Here is a 6,428-nt window from a genome sequence, read left to right as displayed (position 1 = left end):
AGCAAAAGTTTAGTTAAAATATTAAAATTCAACACTTTAAATATACTAACTTTTGCTTTTTTACCCAAATATTTTTACACTTTTATATCGAACTCACGTTAAATAATGAGATGAGTATCGTTATGGTTATTCTAACCGATGGAATGGAAAATGCCAGCCGTGAATTTACCTACCATCAAATTGCCAAAACTATTGCCGAACTTGAAGCTACTGAAAAATGGAATTTTACGTTTTTAGGTGCTGATATTGATGCGATTCATACCTCAAAAATGTTAAACATCCGTTCAGAAAATGTGGTATCCTTTAAGAAATTAGATATGAATTATATGATGGACGACATCAGTGAAGGTATGAGACAATATTCTCAAAGTAAATCAGAGGGTGTTACTAAAAAAGACTTCTTAGATTTTATTAAAAACAAAGACAGAAGATAACATAAAGCTATTGATATGAAAAATTACACGTTTAATAAAGAACAAGGAAACTGGTACATAGATTTACCGAATTGGACTGGAACAAAAGGTGAATTACAAATGGTAGCAGGAGCAGATACCCTATTAGACCAATTGTCAAATAATGGTACAACTGTAAATGTAACCTTATCAACTGACAAAGCATTTAGCACTCCAGGATTTCAAACCCTTAAGCGAATTGTTAAAACACCACCAAACGGTTGTATTTATCATTTAGGCTTTACTCCTGTTTGGTTGTGTAACGTAACTAAATTTGTATTTGATGGTTTGTTCCCAAGACAAATACATTTTAAAGTAGTTTACTAAAAATAATAGACTAATTATTATAAAGAAATTACCAAAAAAAGTTTAATTTAGTTTTATGAATGTACACTTATTACGATCACCCGAATTAAAAATAGAAACCTATAGGAATGTGCTGCATTTATTGCAGCAATTCCAAGGTCCTATGCACTTTATGGCTTGCGAAGAAGACTTTTCAGAATTTAACAATGAGGCCGAAGAAATAACATGGCTACGCAAAAAAGATTTTGAGACATCAACAGTAATGGATAATGAATCTAGAAAATCTTCTTCTACTTATTATTCGTTAAGTGGACCCAAAATATCATTCCCTTACATCGAGAGAAAGAAAACTTGGGAGCAATTGTTTGCTGAATGTGATAACTATAGAAAATCAAAAGCGTTGCCTGATGAGGATATAGTGGTGTTGCTAACAGATTTAGGGAATGAACTCAATTGGTTTGGTGGGGTTGCTCCTTCTATGAAAAACTACTTTATCCAAACATCCAACTGGGAACATTTTTTTGGAAACTCTATTGATATCCGTTTTCCAATTGCCTATGAAATCATCATATGGGTGATGCGTTATTATATGTTTCCTGATAGAGAAGAAACGCTAAAAGGGGTTCATAAAAAATCGATTGGTTGCATCATGGATTTTTGTAAAGATAAATCTCAAATCATCTTAAAGATGCGAACCGCTGATGTATGTGAAAGTTGCATGAATAAATTTATTGTACGAGACATTCCTACGTTATATTCCAGACAATTTTTCGATATTTTAGATGGAATTCGAAACAGCATGACTTTTAGAGGACGTGCAACTTTATTGCAACAACCTAGCAGAATGGAAATTAGAGGTCATACTAAAAAAATATTTTTTACAGATTTAGGTGGATTAGAATTGGCATTAAACCCAAAGGAAAAAGCCATATATTTCTTGTTTCTTAACTTTGAAGAAGGAATAAGAATATCGCATTTGTCTGATTATAGGAACGACTTAGAACAACTTTACCGTCAATTTAGTAATCTATCTGAAAGAGAACTTATTGACAGAGCCATTGACGTATTGATAAATCCTTTAGAAAATGATATTAATGTAGTGCTTTCTAGAATCAATAGAAAAATCAAAAATGCCGTTGGTGATTCTTTATATGATTTCTATTGCATTAAAGGAGAACGAGGCGAAAAGAAAAGTATAAAGTTGAACAGGGAATTAATTATGTACACCTAATTATATAATTGTATAAAAGTTGATATGCTTTACCTATACCTTTGATATACCTTTGATATACCTTTGATATGCCTTTGATATGCCTTTGATATGCCTTTGATATGCTTTTGATATGCTTTTGATATGCTTTTGATATGCTTTTAAATAAACTAATAAAGTATGCACTTGTTTTGCATAAAAACTATTTATTTTTGCTAAAAAATTAAAAAAAACCGTTATGATAAATAAAATAGGCATTGAAAACTTTAGAGTATTTAAAGACTATACAGAATTTGAATTAAGACCTCTTACCTTACTTACAGGACCTAACAATGCCGGAAAAAGTTCTTTAACGAAGTTACTATTATTATTTAACGAAGGGAAAAACAAACTGAATTTCAATACTAACATTCATAATTTAAAAAGTTATAATGATATAATAAATAGAGATAATCATAAAGAAGGTAACAATAAGTTAAAAATAAATACATTTATAAAAAATGATTTATTTGGTGATGTTTACTCAATTGAATATTCTTATTCATACGGAAATTTACAAGAAATTTCAATAAAAAATAATGACATTTTATTACTGAAATTTGACATTTATGAACCTGAGGAAGAATGGGAAAATGAAAATTGTTTTGGATTTGAATTTGAATTTAATATTAATTATTTAATTGATTTGATTCTTGCAGAAGAAATAAATCTTCCTGATTATAATGTAAGTAAATTTGAAGATGATTATCTTTTATACAACATCAAAGATGAAAATCTAAACATTGATAGAACATTTGAATTTAAAGATAAGTTATTAAAAATACAAGATAAAGCATTTAAGCGTATCAAATTTCAATTTGATGTACATAATGAACACGACAAAATAAGAGAATTTAAAAAATATATTAAGCAAATAAATGAGGAAGTAAAAAAATATATAAAAGAAGAAATAGAAAAAATAACAAAATCAAATTATATTATAATCGAAGAAAATATTTTGGGAAATTATATTTTTAATGATGAAATTATTTATAAAAATAAGTTAATAGATTATATAGCTGAAATAGAACCTTCTGATTTTAGTCCACTTCATTATGTTTCTCCAGCACGAGGGATTCAGGAAAGAATAATAAATACTAATAATAATTCTGAGATTTCGAAAACTTCAAAATTTTATATTGAAAAAACAAAAGAATATGAAGATTTTGAATATTTAGAAAAATATTTTAGAGATGTAGAGAAAATATTTGAATTACCTGGTAAAATTAAAGTAGATTCAATTATTGAAAAAGATAACACCTTACTTGAGTTAAAGATAAATGATAAAAGTATGGCTGAATATGGCTTTGGATATTCCCAATTAGTACCTATATTATTGAAAATATATAATTGTACTTTAAACCCAAATAATGATTCTGAAACTGGATATTTTCCGATAATTATAATTGAAGAGCCTGAAGCTAATTTACATCCAAAACTGCAATCAAAATTAGCTGATTTTTTTGTACTAACTGTAAATAAATTCAAGAGTTTTAGATTTATTATTGAAACGCACAGTGAATATTTTATTAGAAAATTACAATACTTGACTGCTCTTAACGAAAGTTCTAATAATGAAGATTTAGAAAAAAGTATAAGTCCTGATAAGTCTATAATATATTATTTTAATGAAGAACGATTGGATGAAAAGGGAAACCGATTAAACATAAATGAAAAAAAAGTTAAAGAGATTAAAATAAAGAAGAACGGTAATCTATCAAGTAGGTTTGGTGAAGGTTTTTTTGATGAGTCAGTACAATTGCAATTTAAATTACTTGAAAAATTAAAATCATTAGAAATTACAAAGACTCAACAAAATTAAATATGAAGTTATTTTTTGATATACCCTTTTTAAGAAAAATAGATAATGATCTAAAACAAGCAGAAAAAACTAATAGTCTCTGTATTATAGACAATATTTTATCTAATTATGATCATTTAGATATATATATTGAAGAAGATTCAAGTATTAAAGATGAACTAGAAACATTAGGTTTTGATGATGATGATAGTTCTATATTTGATTTAGGAGGATTAAGTTTGCCAGGTAAAATTCATAAAAAAATAAGTTCATTTAACAGCAATTGGGTAGATTCTATAGAAAATGAACTAAATAATCTAAATGAAATTGATCAAGTGCTTGTTTTTACATATGAAAAAAGAAATTTTCAAGAATTAGAAAAAAAAGGTATATTATGCTTCAATTATTCTAATTATGTAAAAGAGATTCAGGCTATAATTGATATTTGTCATATTAAAATTGATTTAAGTTACGAATTAAAAAATATTAAAATTGGTGAATATCCAAAGACCATTGGAAATTTATGGAATCCAATTAAAGATATTGTAAATAAATTAACTTTTAATAAAATTGTTATCAACGATAAATATATTTTGGTAAACAACTACAACCAAAAAATTGAAAAAAATTTAGGTCTTTTTTTAAATCAAATTTTATTTTCTAGAAAAAATATAACAATTGATATTTATACATCTAACTTTATACAAAGAAAAAAAAATGAATCAAAACCATCTATTACAGAAATTTTAAAAGATGTTGAAGAAAAATGGAACCTTTTAAACAGTAAAATAAGTGATAATAAAATAGGAATAATTTCAAATTTAGAAGAAAAAGAAGAAAAAGAAGAAAAAATATATTTGAAAAAAATGGATTTTCATGATAGAATTATGTATTTTAATTATTTAGTTATTGATTCAACAAAGGGTTTTAATTTAATGCCTCATATCCCCTCAAATAGCCAAATAATATTTGAAACTATTTTTAATAAATATACCTATGATAGAATTATTAATCACAATAATTTAATCATTGAACAAAATAAATTTATTATAAAAGAACACAAAAAAAATAAAGGAAAAGAACCTTTTTTATTCTTTCCAAAAGAAGGCCCTAATAATTGGATTTCAAAAATTAAATCAACTTCAGAAAAATGAAAATAAAGTGATTTTAATTATTTATATGTAATTAATTTATCTATGCACTTATTGCGCATACTTCCGTAGTTCCTTTGCATCAGAAATCAAAAACAGATGCTTATGGAAACTGCTATTTCAATTTTAGATCACTTACAATTTGATTGCCCAACAACTGAACAAAAAGATGTTTTATGGGCAATGAGTGAGTTTGTTAAAGAAACCAACACAGATGATTTTCTTATCTTATGTGGTTCGGCAGGTACTGGTAAAACATCCATTACTACCGCTCTAATTGGGCATCTTAATGCTAATCATATCGGTTATACCATAGCAGCACCTACTGGAAGAGCTGCAAGGATAATAGGTAGAAAAGCACAAACTATTAGTAATACTATTCATTCTATGATATATATTCCAGAAACGAACTCAAAAACAGGAGAAATTGTATGGAAATTAAAATCTAATGATGAGAAAGAATATTGCATTTATATTATTGATGAGGCTTCGATGATTGCTTCTAAAGCTAGTAATGAAGTAGGAAGTCTGTTTAGTAGTGATCATTCGTTATTAGATGGTTTGATTCATTATGTTAAAAGAAGTAATAGTAAAAATAAAATCATATTTCTTGGTGATACCAATCAATTAGCTCCAATTCATGAACAAGATTCCAAAGCGCTTGATGCTAATTATTTATCTGAAAAATATAAACTTAAAGGTAAGTCTTATAAGTTAACACAAGTAAAAAGACAGGAAGATGGGAGCTGTATTTTAAAAAATGCTACTTTAACTAGGGATGCTATAGACGCAAACATTACTTCGGTACCCTTAGAGGGATTTTCGAAAGTATCTAAAAATTATGCTGCCACTACGTTTGCAAAAGAATATGAACAAAATGGATTTGAAAATATTATTTCTATTGGTGCTACTCATCCAATGAATAAATTATTCAACACTATGGTAAGAGAACGATTGTATAAAAATAGTTCTCAAATTATTGAAAAGAATGAATTATTGTATATCTCTACCACATGGAAAAGAAATGGAGAACAATTATACAATGGTGACCATGTAGTAGTGGAAGAAGTTAATATGAATTGTGTGGAACTAGTTTCAGGATTGCATTTTGTACCAATAAAGTTGAACTATAAAACAGGAGAAAATGAGGAAAAAATCATTGAAGATTATCTCATTTTAGAGAGTGTCACCAACATTGACGGATTGACTAAAGAACAAGAAAACAGGCTACGTCACGAACGTAGAAACAAAAATAATAAATATAGAGATAGTGGTTTTCCTTCTGACGACCGATATGTTGGAGCTATTAGAGCTTGTTATGGATACTCCATTACTTGCAACAAAGCTCAGGGAGGAGAATGGAATAGAGTATATTTAAACAGTTATCATATTCCTACTATGAAGTTTCAATATACGGCTATTACAAGAGCTAAATCGGATGTAATATTATATTAACCAATAAATTTTAA

The 6,428-nt window shown here is 27.2% G+C and carries 6 protein-coding genes; all 6 read left to right on the top strand.

Annotated elements, in window-relative coordinates; translation table 11 throughout:
- The first annotated feature begins 110 nt into the window (after positions 1-110).
- Positions 111-434 carry a hypothetical protein gene (locus tag ABD771_RS14305; protein ID WP_345095801.1) on the top strand — a complete coding sequence of 108 codons (324 nt, stop codon included), beginning with the start codon at positions 111-113 and terminating at the stop codon, positions 432-434.
- 15 nt (positions 435-449) lie between these two features.
- Complete coding sequence (locus ABD771_RS14300) at positions 450-779, top strand: DUF6717 family protein (protein ID WP_345095799.1); 330 nt, start codon at positions 450-452, stop codon at positions 777-779.
- Positions 780-834: 55 nt separating this feature from the next.
- A complete protein-coding gene (locus ABD771_RS14295) occupies positions 835-1,989 on the top strand; it encodes a hypothetical protein (protein WP_345095797.1) in 1,155 nt (384 codons plus the stop codon).
- 217 nt (positions 1,990-2,206) lie between these two features.
- On the top strand, positions 2,207-3,829 hold the full coding sequence (locus tag ABD771_RS14290) for a DUF3696 domain-containing protein (RefSeq protein ID WP_345095795.1): 1,623 nt from the start codon (positions 2,207-2,209) through the stop codon (positions 3,827-3,829).
- A gap of 2 nt (positions 3,830-3,831) precedes the next feature.
- Positions 3,832-4,962 carry a hypothetical protein gene (locus ABD771_RS14285; RefSeq protein WP_345095793.1) on the top strand — a complete coding sequence of 377 codons (1,131 nt, stop codon included), beginning with the start codon at positions 3,832-3,834 and terminating at the stop codon, positions 4,960-4,962.
- Positions 4,963-5,064: 102 nt separating this feature from the next.
- On the top strand, positions 5,065-6,414 hold the full coding sequence (locus tag ABD771_RS14280) for an ATP-dependent DNA helicase (RefSeq protein WP_345095791.1): 1,350 nt from the start codon (positions 5,065-5,067) through the stop codon (positions 6,412-6,414).
- The last annotated feature ends 14 nt before the right edge of the window (positions 6,415-6,428 follow it).

It is taken from the genome of Flavobacterium chungnamense (genome assembly GCF_039539165.1).
Taxonomy (GTDB): domain Bacteria; phylum Bacteroidota; class Bacteroidia; order Flavobacteriales; family Flavobacteriaceae; genus Flavobacterium; species Flavobacterium chungnamense.
Note: the sequence above shows the minus strand (reverse complement) of the source record. Positions and strands in the feature narration are given on the sequence as shown.

What these genes read in the sequence shown, in the direction of transcription:
- ABD771_RS14305 (WP_345095801.1), top strand. Translation starts at nt 111, where the DNA reads ATGAGTATCGTTATGGTTATTCTAACCGATGGAATGGAAAATGCCAGC.
- ABD771_RS14300 (WP_345095799.1), top strand. Translation starts at nt 450, where the DNA reads ATGAAAAATTACACGTTTAATAAAGAACAAGGAAACTGGTACATAGAT.
- ABD771_RS14295 (WP_345095797.1), top strand. Translation starts at nt 835, where the DNA reads ATGAATGTACACTTATTACGATCACCCGAATTAAAAATAGAAACCTAT.
- ABD771_RS14290 (WP_345095795.1), top strand. Translation starts at nt 2,207, where the DNA reads ATGATAAATAAAATAGGCATTGAAAACTTTAGAGTATTTAAAGACTAT.
- ABD771_RS14285 (WP_345095793.1), top strand. Translation starts at nt 3,832, where the DNA reads ATGAAGTTATTTTTTGATATACCCTTTTTAAGAAAAATAGATAATGAT.
- ABD771_RS14280 (WP_345095791.1), top strand. Translation starts at nt 5,065, where the DNA reads ATGGAAACTGCTATTTCAATTTTAGATCACTTACAATTTGATTGCCCA.